Raw genomic sequence first — 20728 nt, forward strand, 5'->3', positions numbered from 1 at the left:
TTACAAGAGCGCCTCGACGCCGGGCCCGCGGCGTGCCGGACCCCTCGGACCGGCGCGCGCCGGCGGCCGGACACGAGCGAGGTCAGGTGTCCGCCACGGGGCGTCAACTGCTGAAAAAAACCTTCGTAAAGGTCTCGTCGAGGAAGGAAAATGTTGAGACGCTGACTGCTGTCACGCCCCCCAGCAGTCAAGGAGCGGTACATGCGCAGAGCGTTGACGATCGCGGTTGTCGCCTGCCTCCCCTTAGTCAGCCTCACCGCCGTGACCTCCGCGGCGCGGGCCGCCGAGCCCGGCGACCGGCAGCAGGCGTTCGCGGCCGCGGCCGAGGAGTTCAAGGTGCCGGAGAGCGTGCTGCTCGGCGTCTCCTACCTGGAGTCACGCTGGGACGCGCACGCCGGGCAGCCGAGCAACAACGCCGGCTTCGGCCCCATGCACCTGACCGACGCGGCGGCCTACACCGGGTCCAACCACCACGGCCCGGACGAGGAGGATCCGCGCGGCGACGACGGCCGCCCGGCCGCCGGGCCCGCCGCGATCCCCGCCCCGGCGGAGCTCCCCGCCTCGCTGCGGACCATGGAGAAGGCCGCCGAGCTCACCGGCGAGACGCGCGAGAGGCTGCGCTCGGACGCCGCCGCCAACATCAGGGGCGGCGCGGCGCTGCTCGCCGACCACCAGAAGGCGCTCGGCGCGCCGCTGAGCGACGATCCGGGTGAGTGGTACGGCGCCGTCGCCCGATACTCGGGCGCCGAGGAGGCCGAGGCGGCCAAGGCGTTCGCCGACGAGGTCTACGCCACGATCGAGGCCGGCGAGGAGCGGGTCACCGACGACGGGCAGCGGGTCAGGCTGGCTCCCGTCCCCGGCCTCGGCAGGGTCGAGAAGTGGCTGGAGAGGCTGGGCCTGCGTCACACCCGCCGGGACGGCGTGGAGTGCCCCCCGACGATCTCCTGCGAGTGGATCCCGGCGGGCTACGCGGAGCTGCCGGGCGGCGGCTACGGCAACCACGACCTGGCCGACCGGCCGAAGTCCCAGAAGATCGACTACATCGTGATCCACGACATGGAGGGCTACTTCGGCCCGTCGATCGGCCTGGTGCGCAACCCCGCCTACCGGGCCAGCTGGCACTACTCGCTGCGCTCCACCGACGGGCACATCGCCCAGCACATCAAGACCAGGCACGTGGGCTGGCAGGCCGGCAACTGGTACATCAACGCCAAGTCCGTCGGCCTGGAGCACGAGGGATTCCTGGCCGAGGGTCACACCTGGTACACCGAGGCGATGTACCGCACGTCGGCCAAGCTCGTGCGCTACCTCGCGCTGCGCCACGGCGTGCCGCTCGACCGGGCGCACATCATCGGCCACGACAACGTGCCGGGCACCCTCCCCAGCACGGTCCGCGGCATGCACGAGGACCCGGGCCCGTTCTGGGACTGGGCGCACTACATGAAGCTGCTCGGCGCGCCGCTGCACCCGTTCGGCGGCCCGAACTCCGGCAGCGTCATGATCAGGCCCGACTTCGCCACCAACAAGCCGTACTTCTACGGCTGCGACCGGCAGAACCCGGAGGCCGCCTGCCCGCCGCTCCCCGCGCACACCGTGTGGCTGCGCACCGAGCCGCGCGCCGACGCGCCGCTGGTCAAGGACATCGGCAAGCACCCCACGGGCGAGTCCCTCTACAGCGTGTACGACCACAGCGCGCGGGCCAGCACCGGGCAGCGCTTCGCGGTGGCCGACCGCCAGGGCGACTGGACGGCGATCTGGTATCTCGGCCAGAAGGCGTGGTTCCACAACCCGGCCGCCGCGCCGACCGCCATCCCGTCGATGGGGCTCGTGGTAACGCCCAAGCCCGGCCTGGAGACGGTCCCGGTCTACGGCAGGGCCTACCCGGAGGAGGAGGCCTATCCCGAGGGCATCCCCTACCAGGCGGTCACCCCGCTGCAGTACACGTTCGCGGCGGGCGAGAAGTACACGCTGTCCGGACCCGCGGCGGCGGAGTACTACCGGGCCGTCACCTTCGACCCGGCCGGCCACACCGTGGTCCGGGGCCAGACGAGGTATCTGCAGATCCAGTTCGGGCACCGGATCATGTTCGTCAAGGCTGACGACGTGCGGGTGACGCTCGCCGGGTGAACTCCTTGACGGCGCGCCTGGTGCTCTGCAGCGCCTCCTGGGAGGAGTCGAACGTGCGCTGGGCGACGCCGACGAACACGCAGTCGACCACGAGGAGCTGGCTGATGCGGCTGGCCAGGGCGCCGGGACGGAACTCCGTCTCGCGCCCGGCCGAGATCAGCACGTGCTCGGCCAGCTCCGCGATGGACGAGCGGGGGTTGTTGGTGATCGCGACCGTGGTCGCGCCCGCCTCCCCCGCCCTCGTCAGCGGCTCGATCACGTCGGGCGTCTCGCCCGACGTGCTGATGCCGATCGCCACGTCGCCGGACCTGAGCAGCACGGCGCTGGTCAGCGCCAGGTGGGCGTCCTGGAAGGCGTGGCTGGACAGCCCGATGCGCAGCAGCTTCTGGGCGACGTCCTCGGCTACCAGGCCGGAGGCGCCCACCCCGTAGGCGTCGATCCGCCTGGCCGCGGTGATGGCGTCGACGACCAGGCCGAGCCGCTCGGAGGTGAGCTGGGCGACCGTGTCGTTGATGGCCTCGGACTCGGCCCTGGCGACCTTCTGGATGACCTCGGACAGCGGGTCGTCGGGGGCCAGGTCGCCCGGCACCAGCCGGTCGGGCTGGGCCGCCGCCGCGGCCAGCGCCAGCCGGAGCTGCGGATAGCCGGCGAAGCCGAGCAGCCTGGCCGTCCGCACGATCGTGGCCTCGCTGGTGCCGGACGCGGCGGACAGCTCGGTGATGGTGCTCCGCGCCACCGTCGCGGGATCTTCGAGGATCAGGCGGGCGACGGTCTGCGCGGCGGGCGTCAATGACGGCAGCACACCTCGGACCGTGGCCACCAGATTGTCGGCCCGCAGGCCGTTGCCGCTGTCGTCCACGCTTTCGATTATGCCGTTCCGTCAAGCTCGGTCACGCAGGGCGAGATCGTCCGGCATGATCACCTCAACGTGCCGTTGGTCATCCCGGCCGGCTCCTCGGGCACGACGATCAGCCCCAGCTCGGCGGGCGAGGCCGCGATCTCGTGGAACGGCACCGCGCGCACCGTGTAGCCGAACGCTCCCGTGCGGTCGAGCGGGACCGTCCCCGAGTAGTGGGCCCGGCCGTCGTCGTCGACGTCGTCGGCCGCCAGCGTGAGGTAACCCGGACACAGCAGCTCGTCGTGCGGCCCGACCCTGCCGTAGGCCACCTGGACCAGCACGTCGCCGGGCTCCAGGTCGCCGAGCGCGATGGTGGCGCGCAGCTCCAGGTCGGCGCCCACCTCGGGGGCGTCGCCGACGCCCGAGGTCTCCACGTGCTCCACCCGCACGCCCGGCCACGCCTTGGTGACGCGCAGCCGCCACGCGGCGAACGCCTTGGCGGCGGCGTAGGAGTCGGCCGACAGCAGGCGGGCCGCCTTGGCGGCCGGAGTGTAGAGGTCGACGACGTAGTCGCGGAGCATCCGGGTGGCCAGCACCTTGGGCCCGAGGGAGGTCAGCGTGTGCTTGACCATCTCCAGCCACCGGCGCGGCAGCCCGTCGGCGGCCCGGTCGTAGAACCTGTCGGCCACCTCGTGCTCGATCAGGTCGTAGAGCCCGGCCGCCTCCAGCTCGTCACGCCGGTCGGGATCGACGACCCCGTCGGCGGTGGGGATGGCCCAGCCGTTGGTGCCGTCGTACCACTCGTCCCACCAGCCGTCGCGGATGGACAGGTTGAGGCCGCCGTTGAGCGCCGACTTCATGCCCGAGGTGCCGGACGCCTCCAGCGGGCGGAGCGGGTTGTTGAGCCAGACGTCGCACCCCTGGACCATGAACTGGGCGAGGGCCATGTCGTAGTCGGGCAGGAAGACGATGCGGTGGCGCACGTCGGCCTGGTCGGTGAACGTGACGATCTGCTGGATCAGCTTCTTGCCGCCCTCGTCGGCGGGGTGCGCCTTGCCCGCGATCACGATCTGGACGGGCTTGTCGGCGTCGAGCAGCAGGCTCCGCAACCGGTCGGCGTCGCTCAGCATCAGCGTGAGCCGCTTGTAGGACGGCACCCGCCGGGCGAACCCGATGGTCAGCACGCCGGGATCGAGCACGTCGTCGATCCAGCCGAGCTCGGCGTCGGAGGCGCCGCGGGCGCGCCAGGAGGCGCGCAGCCGGGCCCTGGCCGCTTCGACCAGCCGGTGACGGAACGTGCGCCTGATGTCCCAGATGTCGGCGTCGGAGACCTTCTGGATGCCCTCCCAGCCGCGCGCCCGCTCGATCAGCGACGGCAGCTCGCGCCCGGCCAGCTCCATCAGCTCGCGGCCGACCCAGGTGGGCGCGTGGACGCCGTTGGTGATCGAGCCGATCGGCACCTCGTCCAGGTCGAACCCCGGCCAGAGGTCCTTGAACATCTCGCGGCTGACCTCGCCGTGCAGCTCGGACACGCCGTTGACGCGCTGGGCCAGGCGCATGCCCATGACGGCCATGTTGAACCGGCCCGGGTCGGCCTCGGCGCCGAGGGCGAGGATGCGCTCCACCGGCACGGTCGGCCAGGCGTTGTCGCCGCCGAACTGCCGCTCGATCATGTCGACCGGAAACCTGTCGATGCCGGCGGGCACCGGTGTGTGGGTGGTGAACACCGTGCCGGCCCGGACGACCTCGAGCGCCTCGTCGAAGGACAGGCGGGCCTCGGTCAGCTCGCGGATGCGTTCGAGGCCGAGGAAGCCGGCGTGTCCCTCGTTGGTGTGGAAGACCTCGGGCTCGGCGTGCCCGGTGACGCGGCAGTAGGCGCGGATCGCGCGTACGCCGCCCACACCGAGCAGGAGCTCCTGCATGAGCCGGTGGTCGGTGCCGCCGCCGTAGAGCCGGTCGGTCACGTCGCGTGCCGCGGTGTCGTTGTCGGCCACGTCGGAGTCGAGCAGCAGCAGCGGGACCCGGCCCACCTGGGCCACCCAGAGCTGCGCGTGCAGCACGCGGTCGCCGGGCAGACCGACGCGGATCTTGACCGGGGTGCCGTCGTCCTCCTTGAGCAGGGCCAGGGGCAGCCCTCCCGCGTCGAGCGACGGGTAGTGCTCCAGTTGCCAGCCCTCGGGCGAGAGCGACTGGGTGAAGTAGCCGTGGCGGTAGAGCAGGCCGACGGCGAGGATCGGCACGCCGAGGTCGCTGGCGGCCTTGAGGTGGTCTCCGGCCAGGATGCCGAGACCGCCCGAATACTGCGGGAGCGGGGCGGCGATGCCGTACTCGGGGGAGAAGTAGGCGATGGCCCGTGCCGCGTCGGGCAGCGTTTGGTACCACTTCGGGGAGCTCATGTAGTCGCGCAGGTCATCGGCGGCGTCGGCCAGCCGTCGCAGGAAGCGGCGGTCGGCGGCCAGCTCGGCCAGGCGGCGTGGGTCGACGGCGCCCAGCAGGGCGACCGGGTCGTGCCCGACCTGCTCCCACAGCCGCGGATCGACCTCGGCGAACAGGTCTGTGGTCTCGGGATGCCAGGACCAGCGCAAATTGTGCACCAGCTCGCCGAGTGCGGCCAGTTCTGCTGGCAGGACGGTGCGGACGGTAAACCGGCGGATTGCTCTCACGTTTGTGCACCCTATGGGCTAGGAGGGACCTCACAGACCCTCACCCTCAGCAAGGACGTTCAAACCCCTTCCCCAGATGAAGCATGAAGAGCGACTATTGGGGCAACTTCCACCATTGTCGGTTCTCCCGGGGACACGGGAGGTCTATCCGCTGCTGCCCATAATTTACATGCAAGGATCGTTCCTGCCACGGAAGCCTCCGGCGGTACCGAGTGTCCCGCCGCAACCTTGAAATGCGATGATCGGAAGAATTCCCATCACGGACGTGCACCCCGTCGTCGATTGCGGGCAATGGCCCGCCAAGGCGGTCGCCGGCGAGACCTTCGAGGTCGCGGCGACCGTGTTCAGAGAGGGTCACGACGCCGTGGCCGCGGGTGTGGTGCTCACCGCGCCCGATGGGCGGCGTGGCCGGCTGAGACGGATGCGCGAGCAGGCGCCCGGCACCGACCGGTGGTGCGTCGACGTGTGCCTGCCCACCGAGGGCGACTGGCTGTTCCGGGTCGAGGCGTGGAGCGACCCGATCGCCACCTGGCTGCACGACGCCGAGATCAAGATTCCGCGCGGCATGGACGTCGACCTCATGTGCGAGGAGGGCGCCCGGCTGTTCGAACGCGCCGCCAAGGCCGTCCGGCAGGCCGACTGCCCGGCCCCGATCGGGGGCACCACGCCACGGGCGCGCAACGGGCACACCCCGGTCAGGCCCGGCACCGCCCGGACGTCCGAGCAGGTCAGGGCGGGTGACGGCGAGAGCGCCTGCGGGCACCGGGCCGCGCTGCTGACGATCGCGGCCACCCTGCGCGACGAGGATCTCGACCCGCGCGCCCGGCTGTCCATCGCGCAACTGCCCGAGACCGCGAGCCTGCTGGACGCCCACCCGCTCCGCGACCTGGTCACCAGGTCACGACCGCGGAAGATCAGGGTCGACCGGCGCCGGGCCCTGTACGGCTCGTGGTACGAGTTCTTCCCCAGGTCGGAGGGGGCGATCGTCAGCGAGTCGGGCGTCTCCAAGTCCGGCACCCTGCAGACGGCGGCCAAGCGGCTGCCGGCCATCGCCAGGATGGGCTTCGACGTCGTCTACCTTCCGCCGATCCACCCGATCGGCGAGACGTTCCGCAAGGGCCGCAACAACACGCTGAGCCCCGAGCCCGACGAGCCCGGCTCGCCGTGGGCGATCGGCGGCGAGGACGGCGGGCACGACGCGATCCATCCCGACCTGGGGACGATCGAGGACTTCGACCTGTTCGTCGGCCGCACCCGTGAGCTGGGCATGGAGGTCGCGCTCGACCTGGCCCTGCAGTGCTCTCCCGACCATCCGTGGGTCAAGGAGCACCCCGAGTGGTTCACCATCCGCGCCGACGGGACCATCGCGTACGCCGAGAATCCGCCGAAGAAGTATCAGGACATTTACCCGATCAACTTCGACAAAGATCCCGAAGGGATCTACGCCGAGGTCAAGCGGGTGGTGCGGCACTGGATGGATCACGGCGTGCGGATCTTCCGGGTGGACAATCCACACACCAAGCCGGTGGCGTTCTGGGAGCGGCTGCTGGCCGACGTTCATTCGACCGATCCCGACGTGATCTTCCTGGCCGAGGCGTTCACCCGGCCGCCGATGATGCGCACCCTGGCCAAGGTCGGATTTCACCAGTCCTACACGTACTTCACCTGGAAGAACACCAAGTACGACGTCGAGACCTACCTGTCGGAGCTGGCGCACGAGACGTCGGCCTACCTGCGGCCCAACCTGTTCGTCAACACGCCGGACATCCTGCACGAGTATCTCCAGCACGGCGGGCTTCCGGCGTTCAAGATCCGGGCGGTGCTGGCGGCGGTGGCCTCGCCGACCTGGGGGGTCTATTCAGGGTACGAGCTTTCGGAGAACATTCCCGTTCGCCCGGGAAGTGAGGAATATCTAGATAGCGAGAAATATCAGTACAGACCTCGCGATTGGGCCACGGCCGAGCGTGAAGGCCGCAGTCTGGCGCCATTCATCACGCACCTGAATTTGTTTCGAAGAGCCCACCCGGCACTACAGGAATTGCGTAATCTACGGTTCCACAGGGTCGACCAACCGGACATCGTCTGCATTTCCAAGCGACTCCCGGGCGCCTATGACCCGGCCACACGAAGGCACGGGATGGGCGACGTCGTTCTGGCGGTCATCAATCTCGACCCCCACCACACCCACGAGGCGACGGTCGAGCTCGATCTGCCGGCGCTCGGTCTCGACTGGAACGCGGAGTTCGTCGTCGACGATGAGCTGTCCGGCGAGTCGTATCGTTGGCGGCAGAGCAACTATGTGCGCCTCGACCCCCATGTCCAGCCAGCCCACGTCCTAACCGTACGAGCCGCGCCACGGTAGACCAGAATTCAGCGGGGAGTCTTCAACGTGTGTGTCAGCGCCTCCCTCATGAACCTCGCAAGGAGGGGTTCATGAGCTCCGCACCCATTCCCAACGCCTTCGACGAAGAGAAGCCTCGCGATCCCTACTGGTACAAACGCGCGGTCTTCTACGAAGTGCTGATCAGGGGTTTCGCCGACTCCAACAGCGACGGCACCGGCGACATCAAGGGCCTGATCAACAAGCTCGACTACCTCCAGTGGCTCGGCGTCGACTGCCTGTGGCTGCTGCCCCTGTACGAGTCGCCGCTGCGTGACGGCGGCTACGACATCGCCGACTTCATGAAGATCCTGCCGGAGTTCGGCGATCTGGGGGACTTCGTGAAGCTGGTCGACGAGGCCCACAAACGCGGCATGCGGGTCATCGCCGACCTCGTCATGAACCACACCAGCGACGCCCACCCCTGGTTCCAGGCCTCCCGGCACGACCCGGAGGGACCGTTCGGCGACTTCTACGTCTGGGCCGACACCGACACGGGCTACTCCGACGCCCGCGTCATCTTCATCGACACCGAGACGTCCAACTGGACCTACGACCCGGTGCGCGGTCAGCACTACTGGCACCGGTTCTTCCACCACCAGCCCGACCTCAACTACGAGAACCCGGACGTCCAGGACGCCATGCTGGAGGTGCTGCGCTTCTGGCTGGACCTCGGCATCGACGGGTTCCGGCTGGACGCGGTGCCCTACCTGTTCGAGGAGGAGGGCACCAACTGCGAGAACCTCCCCCGCACCCACGAGTACCTCAAGCGGGTGCGCAAGGAGGTCGACCGGATCTACCCCGACCGCGTGCTGCTCGCCGAGGCCAACCAGTGGCCCTCCGACGTGGTGGAGTACTTCGGCGACCCGGTGGGCGGGGGCGACGAGTGCCACATGGCCTTCCACTTCCCGCTGATGCCGCGCATCTTCATGGCCGTACGCAGGGAGTCGCGCTACCCCATCTCCGAGATCCTGGCCCAGACCCCCAAGATCCCGGAGCACTGCCAGTGGGGCATCTTCCTGCGCAACCACGACGAGCTGACGCTCGAAATGGTGACCGACGAGGAACGCGACTACATGTACACCGAGTACGCCAAGGACCCGCGCATGCGGGCCAACGTCGGCATCCGGCGCCGGCTCGCGCCACTGCTGGAGAACGACCGCAACCAGATCGAGCTGTTCACCGCGCTGCTCCTGTCGCTGCCCGGCTCGCCGGTGCTCTACTACGGCGACGAGATCGGCATGGGCGACAACATCTGGCTCGGCGACCGCGACGGCGTGCGCACCCCCATGCAGTGGGACCCCGACCGCAACGCCGGGTTCTCCGACTGCGACCCCGGCCGCCTCTACCTGCCGGTGATCATGGACCCGATCTACGGCTACCAGGGGCTCAACGTCGAGGCCCAGCAGCGGAACAACGGCTCGCTGCTGCACTGGACACGTCGCATGATCGAGATCCGCAAGCGGCACCCGGTGTTCGGGCTGGGTGAGTTCGCCGAACTCAACTCCTCCAACCCGAGCGTGCTGGCGTTCGTCCGAGAGCTGGGAGACGACCGGATGCTGTGCGTCAACAATCTCTCGCGGTTCCCGCAGCCGGTGGAGCTTGACCTGCGCCGATTCGTCGGCGTCTCGCCTGTCGAGACGATGGGCGGCGTCCCATTTCCGGCAATTGGCGAACTTCCGTATCTTTTGACGCTCCCAGGGCATGGGTTCTACTGGTTCACCCTCCCGCCGGCGATCACCCAGGAGGAGTAAGACGTGCTTGACGAGCTCCTTGTCGCATGGATCGGTCATCAACGCTGGTTCGGCGGCAAGGGGCGCCCGATCGACCGATTGTCGGTCGAATCGGATGTCGAGCTGACCTCCGGGCTCCGGCACCTGATCGTGGCCGTGTGGCAGGAGGGCTCGCGAGACCGCTACCAGATCCTGCTCGGCCAGCGCTACGACCTGCCGGACCGCCTCGAGCACGCGGTGATCGGCCAGTTCCACGACTGGCTCCTGTACGACGCCGCCCACGACTACGAGCTCACCGGCTGGCTGCTCGACGGCATGGCCGCCGACGAGGACCGCGGCGACCTGCGGATGCGCCACACGCCCGGCGTCACCATCGACACCTCCCAGCGCAGCCTCGTGCTCGGCGCCGAACAGTCCAACACCTCCCTGGTGTACGGCGACGCCTACATCTGCAAGCTGTTCCGCCGCCTCATCCCCGGGATCAATCCCGAGTTGGAGGTCGTCGCCGCCCTGGCCGCGCGGAACGCCCCGCACATCGCGCAGCCGTACGGATGGATCGAGTGCGACCTCGACGGGACCCCCACCACGCTGGCGTTCATGCAGCGGTTCCTGCCCAACGCCAACGACGGCTGGGACCTCGCGCTCACCAGCGTCCGCGACCTGTACAACTCGGCCCCCGGCATCGGCGCCGCCGAGGCGGGCGGCGACTTCGCCGCCGAGTCCCGCCGGCTCGGCGCGGCCACCGCCCGGGTGCACCATGAGCTGGCCGAGGCCTTTCCCACGGACGTCATCGAGACGCACGAGGTCAAGCGGATGGCCGAGGGCTTCCGGCGCAGGCTCGGCCGGGCCGTGGCCGAGGTGCCGGAGCTGCGCGAGTACGTCGGGGCGCTGGAGGCCGCCTACCACCTCGTGGAGGACCTGACCGTCGAGGTGCCCGTACAGCGGGTGCACGGCGACTACCACCTGGGCCAGGTGATGCGCACGCCCACCGACTGGGTGGTGCTCGACTTCGAGGGCGAGCCGGGGCAGCCGCTGGCCGAGAGACGGGCGCTGTCGTCGCCGCTGCGCGACGTGGCGGGCATGCTGCGTTCGTTCGACTACGCCGCCCGGCACCTGCTGGCCGGCCATGCCGACGCGGCGACGCTGGAGCCGCGGGCCGACGAGTGGTCGCGGCGCAACCGCGCCGCCTTCCTGGAGGGCTACGCCGAGGCGGGCGGCGTGATCTCGGCGGACGGCCAGGCCCTGTTGCGCGCGTTCGAGCTGTCCAAGGCGGTGTACGAGGTCGTCTACGAGGCCCGTAACCGCCCCTCGTGGATCGGCATCCCGCTGGCCGCGTTCCGGCAGGACGCGTTCTGACGGTCACCCGCCGCGGGGTTTCCCTCACTCGGCCGGCCCCTTGTCCTGGGGCCGGGTCTGCCCCAGATAAACCCAGGAATCCCCACTTTCGGTGATTGCGGCCGTGAAAGCGGGCAGTGGCTGGGTTGGACGGTCAAGGTAGGGCAGGGTTGGGAGCATGCCGTTGACCTCCTCCCCCTCGTGAACGAGGGGAATACCCCACGGTCGCCCGTGAGGGTTCCTGTTTCATCGCCGGTCGCCCGCCAGGAAAGGAAAACTTCCTTTGAGGTCTTACATCGGCTCGGCAGGCGTTTCAGCTCTCTGCCAGCCCGGCGGCGAGGATGTTCTTGGCCGCGTTGACATCCCGGTCATGGGAGGCGCCGCAGGCGCATACCCAGGTCCGGACGTTCAGCGGCACCTCGGCGAGAAACCGCAACTCCTCACTGCGTTTCCAGGCTGTCAGAGCAGCCGACGACTCCTCGCAGGAGACACCACGGCCCTCCAGCCGATAAGCCCGGGTGCGCTCCGCCAAGGCCTTGTTGTAGACCAGGCGCACACAGCCGAACGTCCGGGCAAGCTCGGAAGCCTGCTCGGGGGTCGGGTAGCAGCGATACCGGTAGGCCCGCTTGACGATCTGCGCCACGCCGCACACCGTCCCGCAAGATCCGCCAAATTTCGTACACGTGTTCGATTTGATGGCATTGTTCCGGCTTTCCTCCCCGCCCTGAAGGACGGGGCCTTCAGCCTTGAGGAGATTCGATGAGAACAGAGCTCGACCGCCTCGCGGGCGGGGCGCACCACGATCCGCATTCGATCCTGGGCGCTCATCCCGTCGCGGGCGGCGTGACGTTCCGTACGTTGCGCCCGATGGCCGAGCGTGTCCGGGTGGTGCTCGACGACGGCACCTCCCATGACCTGAAACACCAGGCTCACGGCGTGTTCGAGGTGACCGTTCCCGGGCTCGACAAGGCGCCCGGCTACACGCTGAGCGTCCAGTACACCGGGGGCGAGCCGGTCCAGGTCCGTGACCCCTACCGGCACTGGCCCACCCTGGGCGAGGTCGACCTGCACCTGATCGGCGAGGGGCGGCACGAGCGGCTGTGGGAGGTGCTCGGCGCGCGGGTAATGCGACACCAGGACGTCCAGGGCACGGCCTTCGCCGTCTGGGCGCCCAACGCGCGGGGCATCAGGGTCGTCGGCGACTTCAACCACTGGGACGGCACCGCCTACCCGATGCGCTCGCTCGGGCGTTCCGGCGTCTGGGAGCTGTTCATCCCCGACCTGAGGGCCGGAGAGCGCTACAAGTTCCAGATCCTCGGCGCCGACGGCGTGTGGCGCGACAAGGCCGACCCGATGGCCCGGCGCACCGAGGTGCCGCCGCAGACCGCCTCGGTGATCGAGCAGTCGTCCTACACCTGGAACGACGAGAGCTGGCTGGCCGAACGCCGGGAGCAGACCCCGCAGCGGGCCCCGATGAGCGTCTACGAGGTGCATCTCGGGTCGTGGCGGCCCGGACTGTCCTATCTGGAGCTGGCCGACCAGCTCGTCGAGTACGTCCGTGACCTCGGGTTCACGCACGTCGAGCTGCTTCCGGTGGCCGAGCACCCGTTCGGCGGGTCGTGGGGCTACCAGGTCACCTCCTACTACGCGCCCACCGCCAGGTTCGGCACGCCCGACGAGTTCCGCCACCTGGTCGACCGGCTGCACGAGGCCGGCATCGGCGTGCTGCTCGACTGGGTGCCCGCGCACTTCCCGATGGACGACTGGGCGCTGGCCCGGTTCGACGGCACCCCGCTGTACGAGCACGCCGACCCGGCCCGGGGCGAGCACCCCGACTGGGGCACGTACGTCTTCGACTTCGGCCGCAGGGAGGTGCGCAACTTCCTGGTGGCCAACGCCCTCTACTGGCTGAAGGAGTTCCACATCGACGGCCTGCGGGTCGACGCGGTGGCCTCGATGCTCTACCTCGACTACTCGCGGCGCGAGGGCGAGTGGACCCCCAACGTCTACGGCGGCCGGGAGAACCTCGACGCGGTCGAGTTCCTCAAGGAGATGAACTCCGTCGTCTACCGGGAGGCGCCGGGCATCTCGACCGTGGCCGAGGAGTCGACGGCCTGGCCGGGGGTTTCGCGGCCGGTGCACCTCGGCGGGCTCGGGTTCGGCTTCAAGTGGAACATGGGCTGGATGCACGACACCCTCGCCTACCTGCGGCACGAGCCGGTGTTCCGCCAGTACCACCACCACCAGATGACGTTCTCGCTCATCTACGCCTACTCCGAGAACTACGTGCTGCCGCTCTCCCATGACGAGGTGGTGCACGGCAAGGGCTCGCTGCTGGGCAAGATGCCGGGCGACGAGTGGCAGCGCTTCGCCCAGCTCAGGGCGCTGTTCGCGTTCATGTGGGCGCATCCGGGCAAGCAGGTGCTGTTCATGGGCGGGGAGTTCGGCCAGGGCTCCGAATGGTCGGAGGAGCGCGGGCTCGACTGGTGGGTGCTGGAGTTCGACGGCCACCAGGGGGTCCAGCGGCTCGTCCGCGACCTCAACCGGTTCTACCGCGAGACGCCGGCGCTCTGGGAGCAGGACACCGTCCCCGAGGGCTTCCGGTGGATCGACGCCGACGACGCCTCGGGCAACACGTTCTCCTTCGTCCGCTACGCGGCCGACGGGTCCGCGCTGGCGTGCGTGGCCAACTTCAGCGGCGCGCCGCACGAGGACTACCGGCTCGGCCTGCCGTACGGCGGGCACTGGCGTGAGGTCGTCAACACCGACGCCTACGACTACTGGGGCAGCGGCGTCGGCAACCTGGGCGGGGTCGAGGCGGTCGAGCAGGGGTGTCATGGTCTGCCCTACTCCACGACGCTGCGGGTGCCGCCGCTCGGGGCGGTGTGGCTCTACCAGGATCAGCACCGGGATCAGCACCAGGATCGCCGCGAGGATGAGCTGGGAGAGTCATAAGAGTTCGCTGGGAAAGGCGCCTCAACTCTGGGCTTGACCAATAAATCGCCTTAAACTCCGAGATCACCCCCTTCTCGGAGGACGCGTGCGATTTCGCTCTCTGATCGTCTGCTCGATCCTGCTGGCTCTGGTCCCGGCCGCCCCGGCGTTCGCCGATGATCCGACACCGGCGCCGCCCCCGTACCACGAGAAGCTGGAGGAGAGCCTGGCGGTCGGCGAGGGCAGCGTCCGGGCCATCGTCGAGCTGACCGGCCCGGCCGAACGCGCGCCGGTCGCCGCCCAGGCCGCCGAGGCGAACGTGGACGTCGTGCTCCGGCCGGAGACGCAGCCGTTCATGGTCGTCGAGGGCACCGCCGAGGAGCTGGCCGCGCTGGCCGAGGACCCCCGGGTCACCTCGATCCACCGCGACCGCGCCTATCCCCCGACGCTGGCCTCCAGCCTCAAGCTGATCGGCGCCGACCAGGCGCACGCCCAGGGGTTCACCGGCGCCGGCCAGGCGGTCGCCGTCCTCGACACCGGGATCGACCGCGACCACCCGTTCTTCTCCGGCCGGATCGTGGCCGAGGCGTGCTTCTCGGCCGTCGAGACGGGCGTGACGTCGCTCTGCCCCAACGGGCAGACATCGCAGATCGGGGCCGGCGCGGCCGACGCGGCCACCGCCAACTGCCTGGCGGGGGCGGTCAACCTGTGCGAGCACGGCACCCACGTGGCGGGCATCGCGGCGGGCACCGGCGGGGTGGCGCCGGGCGCGGGCATCGTCGCCGTCCAGGTGTTCAGCCGGGTCGACGACGAGAGCATCTGCGGCGAGCCGTCCTGCCTGCTGGCCTACGAGTCGTCGCTCCGGCTGGCCATGGAGCACGTGGCCGGCCTGTCGCAGCCCATCGCCGCGGTGAACCTGAGCCTCGGCGGCATGCCCGCCGAGACGTCCTGCGACGACGGCGAGGAGGCCCAGGCGTTCAAGCCGGCCATCGACTCGCTGCTGGCCAAGGGCATCGCGACCGTGGTGGCCGCCGGCAACGAGTACTTCGAGGGCGCCTCCTTCCCCGCGTGCATCTCCTCGGCCGTGGCGGTCGGCGCGGGCGACGACGGCGACCAGATCGCCGACTTCTCCAACCGGGGCGCGTTACTCGACCTGTTCGCGCCGGGCGTGGACATCGAGTCGTCGGTGCCCGACGACCAGATGGCGGTCTACAGCGGCACCTCGATGGCGACCCCGCACGTGGCGGGCGCCCTCGCGCTGCTGAAGGCCCAGTCGCCGCAGACCCCCATGTCCGACCTGATCGAACGGCTCAAGACGACCGGCAGGCCGTACGCCTACCAGGCGAACGGCGTGGACGTGGTCACGCCGCGCCTCGACGTGCTGGCGGCCCTGACCGGCGCGACGCCGGCGCCGACGGTCAGCCAGACGGCCGCCCCGCGACCCGACCCCCAGCCGCAGCCCGAGCCCTCCGCCGACAGCCCGTCACCGGAGCCGGCCCCCGAACCCGAGCCGACCGCGACCGACCCCGGCGACGGCCAGACCACGCCCATCCCGCTGCCGACCGTCACCGTGACGGTGACCGTCACCGCCTCGCCTCCGGCCGCCGTCTGCACCAGGAGCACGACCGGCAAGCGGCTGACGGCCAAGCAGTGGGCCGTCGAGATCCACCGCGGCAGCGGGAGCATCCCCGACGCCACGCTGACCTGCTACCTGAAGCTGGTGCAGAAGGCCAGCAAGGTCTTCCCCGAGCTGACCAGGGCCTCGACGCTGGGCACGGCGTACAAGGTGGTCAAGGCCGGCAAGACCGCCAGGCAGCGGCTGGACGGCGCGCTGCTGGTCGGCTGGCTGAACTGGGCGCACGGCACGAACAACACCAAGGCCCTGAAGAGCGCGGAGACCGTGCGCCTGTCGGCCAAGGCGACCAGCGCCAAGCTGACGAAGGCGGCCAAGAGCCTGCGCAAGTCCGCCTGAGGCACCGTCCCGGGGCGGCCCCCGAGCCGCCCCCGCGATCCCTTCCTTGGAACCGTCCAAAGAGGAATCCCGCATATCCGGATAACGGACGTGTTTCGTCGCGGTGCTGGCGCCTGGCCTCTCAGTACACTCTGGCCCCGTACGCACCATCAAGTGGGGATTTTTCCGGCCAGTGGCCGAGACGAGCGAGCTTCACGGGGGTTTCGCCATCACGATTCCGCAGCTCGCCCTCGACGCGTCCCGCCGTTCGGGTGTCCCCCTCCAGTCCGTCCGAGAGACGGACGGTCGACCCCCCGGAGGAAGAGTGAGACTACGGTCTCTGCTGGTCAGCGCCTTAGCACTGGCCACGGCCTCGGCCGCGCTCGTCGCTGCCCCGGCCCACGCGGCCACCCTTGACGACCCTGCCGTCAGCTCTCGATTGACGGCCGAGGTCAAGCAGGGTGGAACGGTCCGTTCGATCATCGAGCTAAAGCCGGGGGCCAGCGTCAGCACGGTCGCCAAGGCCGCCGACGAGGCGTCCCGCAAGGCCGACGTGATCGAGGAGCGGAAGGCGGCCGACTTCTTCGTCGCCGAGCTCGACGAGAAGGCCCTGAACGAGCTCAAGAAGGACGACCGCATCGAGGCGATCTACAAGGACGAGCTGAGCGCCCCGTCCCTCGACGTAAGCACCAAGCTGATCGGCTCCGACAAGGCCAACGAGGCGGGCTGGACCGGCAAGGGCTTCACGGTCGCGGTCCTCGACACCGGTATCGACCGCGACCACCCGTTCTTCGCCGGCCGGATCGTGGACGAGGCCTGCTTCTCGACCAACTTCGCGGGCGACAAGGCCACCTCGCTCTGCCCGAACGGGCAGGCGACGCAGAAGGGCGCGGGCGCGGCCGACGCCGAGATCGCCAAGTGCGTCGTCCAGGGCGCCAACATGTGCTACCACGGCACCCACGTGGCGGGCATCGCCACGGGCAAGAAGACGACGGGCGCCCCGTCCAACGGTGTCGCCCCCGAGGCGGGCGTCCTGCCGATCCAGGTCTTCAGCCGGTTCGACAGCGACGACCTGTGCGGCGCCGGCAAGAGCCCCTGCCTGCTGAGCTACACCTCCGACCAGATGTTCGCCCTCGCCTACGTCACGCTGGTCGCCAAGGCGCGCAACGTCGTCGCGGCCAACATGAGCCTGGGCGGCGGCGGCCCGTACTCCAACCACTGTGACACCGGCTCCATGGCCGTCCGAAAGGCGCAGTTCGACGCCCTCATCGCGCTCGGTGTCGCGCCGGTCGTCGCCGCCGGCAACAACGGGTTCGCCAACGGCGTCTCCTCCCCCGCCTGCATCTCCAGCGCCGTCACCGTCGGGGCCACCGACGACCACGACGCGCTCGCGACCTTCACCAACCGGGGCAGGCTGCTCGACCTGTTCGCGCCCGGCGTGCAGATCAACTCTTCGGTGCCGAACAACACCTACGGCGTCATCGGCGGCACGTCGATGGCCGCCCCGCACGTGGCCGGCGCGTTCGCGGTGATGAAGCAGGCCCACCCGAACCTGAGCATCCGCCAGATCCTGGCCAAGCTGCAGAGCACCGGCAAGCCCATCACGTACGGCCAGGTGACCACCAAGCGGATCGACCTGGCCAAGGCGACCCCGCCGAAGGCGACCCCGACGCCCACCCCCACGCCGACCCCGACGCCCACGGTGACCCCGACCGGCAAGCCCACCACCACGCCGACGGCCACTCCGACGAACAAGCCGACGGTCAGGCCGACCGTGAAGCCGACCCCGACGGTGACCCCCACGCACACGCCGGCGCCGACCAGCGACCCCGACCCCCGGATCATCAGCATGGATCCCGACCCGGAGCCCGTGCCCGACACGTGCACGCGCGGCCGTGGCACCAAGCCGCTGAGCTCGAAGGCGTGGGCGCGGGAGATGCTGAAGACCCAGGGCAGCCTGTCCGACCGGACCCTGCTGTGCTACCTGTCGATCACGCAGAACGGCAGCTCGGTCTTCCCCGAGGTCAGCAACGCCGCGACGCTGGGCAAGGCGTACAAGGTGCTCAACCCCAAGAGCAAGAGCGCCAAGGCCATGCTCGACCGTGAGCTGCTGGCCGCCTGGCTCAACTACTCTCACGGCGTCTACAACGCCTCGGCGAAGGTGCACGGCAACACCACGCTGAAGAAGGCGATCGGCGTCGCCGAGAAGTACCGCGTCAAGGGAGGCACGGCCGCGCAGCTCAAGAAGACGGCCGTCTACCTCTACAAGCACGTGAACAAGTAACCCCATCACCTGGAGGGGCCGGTCCTGGAAAGGGGCCGGCCCCTTTCCACGACCGGCCTCGCTCGGCCGGGAAGGTCCGTGAGGCCGACCAGGTGAACATCCTGTCGCCCGTCGGCGAGGTCCGGGGCGGGCTTCGCAAGAGACCGCACTGCAGTCCGAGATGTGTCGTTTAGGGTGGCTTCATGGACGCAGGAAGAGCGATCTTCGACACTGTTGACAGGCTTCGCCAGCGGCGCACCGCCCCGCTGGTGCTCGAGCTGGACCTCACCGAGGGGCTCACGGAGGGGCCGCCGACCGATCCGGTCGCCGCCCTGCTGTCCATGCGCAAGCCCCGCCTGGCCGACGTGCTGTCGGGGCTGAAGCGGGCCCGCGACGACTCGCGGGTCAAGGCGCTGATCGTGAAGATCGGCGGCAACCCGCTGGGCCTGGCCATGGTGCAGGAGCTGCGCGAGGCCGTGACCCGGTTCCGGTCCTCGGGCAAGCTCACGGTCGCCTTCGGCGAGACGTTCGGCGAGTTCGGCGGCGGCACCGTTCCCTACTACCTGGCCAGCGCCTTCGAACGGGTCTACCTCCAGCCGAGCGGGGACGTGGGGCTGACCGGGGTGGCCATGGAGCAGCGCTTCGTCAAGGGCGCCCTGGCCAAGCTGGGCGTCGACTACGAGATGGGGCAGCGCCACGAGTACAAGACCGGGGCCAACACCTTCACCCAGGACCACATGACCGAGCCCCACCGCGAGTCGATGGGCCGCATCGTCGAGTCGGTCCTGGACCAGCTCGTCGCGGGCATCGCCGAGGGACGCCGGCTCGACCCGGCCAAGGTGCGCGAGCTCGTCGACCGCGGGCCGTTCATCGGAACCGAGGCCCTGGAGGCCGGGCTGGTCGACCGGCTGGCCTACCGGGACGAGGTCTACGACGAGGTCAAGCAGGCCGCCGGAGCCGACGCCCACCTGCAGTTCGTCTCCCGCTACGCCAGGAACGCCGCCGTCCGCAAGCTGCCGCATCCCACGGCCGCCGGCATCGCGCTGGTCCACGGCAACGGCCAGATCCGCTCCGGGCGCTCCGGGCGCAGCCCGCTCGGCGGCGGCGGCGCGATGGGCTCCGACACGGTCAGCGCCGCCCTGCGGTCCGCCCGGCGCGACGAGCACGTCAAGGCCGTGGTGTTCCGGGTCGACAGCCCCGGCGGCTCCTACGTCGCCTCCGACACCGTCTGGCGCGAGGTGGTGCTGACCCGCAGGGTCAAGCCCGTGATCGTGTCGATGGGCGACCTGGCGGCCTCCGGCGGCTACTTCGTCTCGATGGCCGCCGACGTGATCATCGCCCAGCCCGGCACCCTGACCGGCTCGATCGGCGTGTTCGGCGGCAAGCCGGTGCTGACGGAGCTGCTGGAGAAGATCGGCGTCAACTCCGAACTGGTCGCCGAGGGGGCCAACGCCGGGATGTTCTCCACCTCGCGCGGCTTCTCGCCGGAGCAGTGGGAACGGGTCAACGCCTGGCTCGACCGGATCTACGACGACTTCGTGGGCAAGGTCGCCGAGTGCCGCGACCTCAGCCGGGAGCGGACCCACGAGCTGGCCCGGGGCCGGGTCTGGACCGGCGCCGACGCCCAGGAGCGGGGGCTGGTCGACGAGCTGGGCGGCCTGGAGGACGCGCTGCGGCTGGCCCGCGAACGCGCCCGCCTGGCCGACGACGCGCCCGTGCGCCTCTACCCCCGGCTCAACCCGCTGGAGCGCCTGCGCGGCCCCGAGTCGAGCGAGGACAAGGCGGCGGCGCTGGCTCGCGTCCGGATCGACGCCTGGGGTCCGCTGGCCCGCCTGTCGGCCGAGTTGGGCCTCCCCGCCGCCGGCCCGCTCGCCCTTCCGGGTTGGTACGCGATCCGCTGAACCGCTCAGCGGCGGTGGGGATGCGTCACCTTCTCCACGGCCGTGGACTCTCCAGCCCCGTGAAGTCGCGCCTTGCTGCTACTGGATGCTCAGGGGCCCATCGGGCGGTAGCGGGCGCGTAGCCGTACCAGGGGCTGGAGCGTGGGCGTGACGTAGTCGACCGCGAGCAGGCGGGCGATGAAGAGGGCGTGGTCGCCCGCGGGCACCACCTGGCTGGTCTCGGCCTCCAGGGCGGCGACGCCGCCCTCGACCACCAGCGCGTCGGAGTGCGGCCCGCGATGGTGCGGCACACCGGCCACGAGGTGGCGGGCGCTGGGACGGCCGGAGGCGGCGAAGCGGCTGGCGATCGCGGCCTGCCCGGCCGACAGCAGGGACGCCGCCCAGCGGTCCTGGCGCAGCAGCACCTCGGCGAGGTAGCCGTGGGTGCCCAGGCTCACCAGGACGAGCGGGGGCTCCAGCGAGACCGACATCAGCGCCGACACCGTCGCCCCCAGGTCGTCGCGGCCGTCGCGCACGGTGATCACGGCCACGCCCGCCGCGAGCTGGGCCATCGCCTCGGTGAACTCGCTCACGGCCAGGGCCCCCCGCGGAAGGGGACCCTGG

12 protein-coding genes and 1 pseudogene are annotated in these 20728 nt (G+C 70.1%); 8 read left to right on the forward strand and 5 right to left on the reverse strand.

The features are described 5' to 3' along the window. The first annotated feature begins 201 nt into the window (after positions 1 to 201). Complete coding sequence (locus tag AC5L3X_RS05550) at positions 202 to 2127, forward strand: N-acetylmuramoyl-L-alanine amidase (RefSeq protein ID WP_494855503.1); 1926 nt, start codon at positions 202 to 204, stop codon at positions 2125 to 2127. Here AC5L3X_RS05550 and AC5L3X_RS05555 read toward each other — a convergent pair. Beyond that, positions 2090 to 2986 carry a MurR/RpiR family transcriptional regulator gene (locus AC5L3X_RS05555; protein WP_189123290.1) on the reverse strand — a complete coding sequence of 299 codons (897 nt, stop codon included), beginning with the start codon at positions 2984 to 2986 and terminating at the stop codon, positions 2090 to 2092. The two genes, AC5L3X_RS05550 and AC5L3X_RS05555, sit on opposite strands and share 38 nt — an antisense overlap. A 59-nt stretch (positions 2987 to 3045) precedes the next feature. After that, the gene (gene glgP / locus AC5L3X_RS05560) at positions 3046 to 5628 is read right to left on the reverse strand and encodes an alpha-glucan family phosphorylase (protein ID WP_494855505.1); all 2583 of its coding nucleotides are present in this window, start codon (positions 5626 to 5628) and stop codon (positions 3046 to 3048) included. A 238-nt stretch (positions 5629 to 5866) separates the two neighbouring features. Between glgP and AC5L3X_RS05565 the strand changes: the two genes are divergently transcribed. The 3 genes from AC5L3X_RS05565 to AC5L3X_RS05575 all read left to right on the forward strand — a co-directional run bounded on the left by AC5L3X_RS05565 (position 5867) and on the right by AC5L3X_RS05575 (position 11097). Then, the gene (locus AC5L3X_RS05565) at positions 5867 to 7990 is read left to right on the forward strand and encodes an alpha-1,4-glucan--maltose-1-phosphate maltosyltransferase (protein WP_494855507.1); all 2124 of its coding nucleotides are present in this window, start codon (positions 5867 to 5869) and stop codon (positions 7988 to 7990) included. Positions 7991 to 8061: 71 nt separating this feature from the next. Then, the gene (gene treS, locus AC5L3X_RS05570) at positions 8062 to 9762 is read left to right on the forward strand and encodes a maltose alpha-D-glucosyltransferase (protein ID WP_494855509.1); all 1701 of its coding nucleotides are present in this window, start codon (positions 8062 to 8064) and stop codon (positions 9760 to 9762) included. Between the two features lie 3 nt (positions 9763 to 9765). Further along, positions 9766 to 11097 (forward strand): maltokinase N-terminal cap-like domain-containing protein, encoded by a 1332-nt coding sequence (locus AC5L3X_RS05575; protein WP_189123286.1) that lies wholly within the window; start codon positions 9766 to 9768, stop codon positions 11095 to 11097. 292 nt (positions 11098 to 11389) lie between these two features. Here the strand turns inward: AC5L3X_RS05575 and AC5L3X_RS05580 are convergent, their stop codons facing one another. Continuing rightward, positions 11390 to 11494 carry a zinc ribbon domain-containing protein gene (locus AC5L3X_RS05580; protein ID WP_494855573.1) on the reverse strand — a complete coding sequence of 35 codons (105 nt, stop codon included), beginning with the start codon at positions 11492 to 11494 and terminating at the stop codon, positions 11390 to 11392. Further along, positions 11492 to 11719, reverse strand: a pseudogene (locus AC5L3X_RS05585) (helix-turn-helix domain-containing protein); the annotation flags it as partial. The gene AC5L3X_RS05580 and the pseudogene AC5L3X_RS05585, both read right to left, overlap by 3 nt. 116 nt (positions 11720 to 11835) lie before the next feature. On the opposite strand from AC5L3X_RS05585, the gene glgB reads away from it, so the two are divergent. From glgB to sppA, 4 genes are all read left to right on the forward strand, one after another. Next, the gene (gene glgB, locus AC5L3X_RS05590) at positions 11836 to 14031 is read left to right on the forward strand and encodes a 1,4-alpha-glucan branching protein GlgB (protein WP_494855510.1); all 2196 of its coding nucleotides are present in this window, start codon (positions 11836 to 11838) and stop codon (positions 14029 to 14031) included. A gap of 85 nt (positions 14032 to 14116) precedes the next feature. Then, on the forward strand, positions 14117 to 15982 hold the full coding sequence (locus AC5L3X_RS05595; RefSeq protein WP_494855511.1) for a S8 family peptidase: 1866 nt from the start codon (positions 14117 to 14119) through the stop codon (positions 15980 to 15982). 304 nt (positions 15983 to 16286) lie between these two features. Further along, on the forward strand, positions 16287 to 18245 hold the full coding sequence (locus tag AC5L3X_RS05600) for a S8 family peptidase (RefSeq protein WP_494855512.1): 1959 nt from the start codon (positions 16287 to 16289) through the stop codon (positions 18243 to 18245). A gap of 182 nt (positions 18246 to 18427) precedes the next feature. Next, on the forward strand, positions 18428 to 20125 hold the full coding sequence (sppA, locus tag AC5L3X_RS05605) for a signal peptide peptidase SppA (RefSeq protein ID WP_494855514.1): 1698 nt from the start codon (positions 18428 to 18430) through the stop codon (positions 20123 to 20125). 89 nt (positions 20126 to 20214) lie between these two features. Here the strand turns inward: sppA and AC5L3X_RS05610 are convergent, their stop codons facing one another. Then, positions 20215 to 20697 (reverse strand): flavin reductase family protein, encoded by a 483-nt coding sequence (locus tag AC5L3X_RS05610; protein WP_494855516.1) that lies wholly within the window; start codon positions 20695 to 20697, stop codon positions 20215 to 20217. Positions 20698 to 20728 lie beyond the last annotated feature (31 nt).

Source organism: Nonomuraea sp. CX421 (genome assembly GCF_059358955.1).